Origin of the sequence: Neisseria sp. P0014.S002, assembly GCF_051958295.1 — a bacterium.
In the GTDB taxonomy this organism is placed as follows: Bacteria; Pseudomonadota; Gammaproteobacteria; order Burkholderiales; family Neisseriaceae; genus Neisseria; species Neisseria flavescens_B.
This window is the reverse complement of sequence record NZ_JBQCVO010000115.1, coordinates 1-240: the sequence shown is the minus strand read 5'-3', so window position 1 is coordinate 240 and position 240 is coordinate 1. Positions and strand designations below refer to the sequence as shown.

Below are 240 nucleotides of genomic sequence, written 5' to 3'. Positions count from 1 at the left end.
AGTAACCGTTACCCAAACGGATATTGCCAAACTCCAATTCTTCGTCCGGCCCGACGGCAGTCGAGAAATCCGCAACCTCAGAATCACGCCTAAAAACGACAACTTCGACTTTATCGGAGGTTCATCTTCCCAAGACGCTTCGGGAAAACTTCAGAAATGGGCGGTAGGCAAAGCAAATGCAGTGTTCAATTCCGTATTGGACCCGAAAGGTATAGGCAGATCGGTCCCGCTCGTCTATAC

Annotated in this window: 1 pseudogene; it reads left to right on the top strand. The window is 49.6% G+C overall.

Annotation, left to right across the window (positions count from 1 at the left end):
* Window positions 1-240, top strand: a pseudogene (locus tag ACTHSX_RS10825) (calcium-binding protein); the annotation flags it as partial.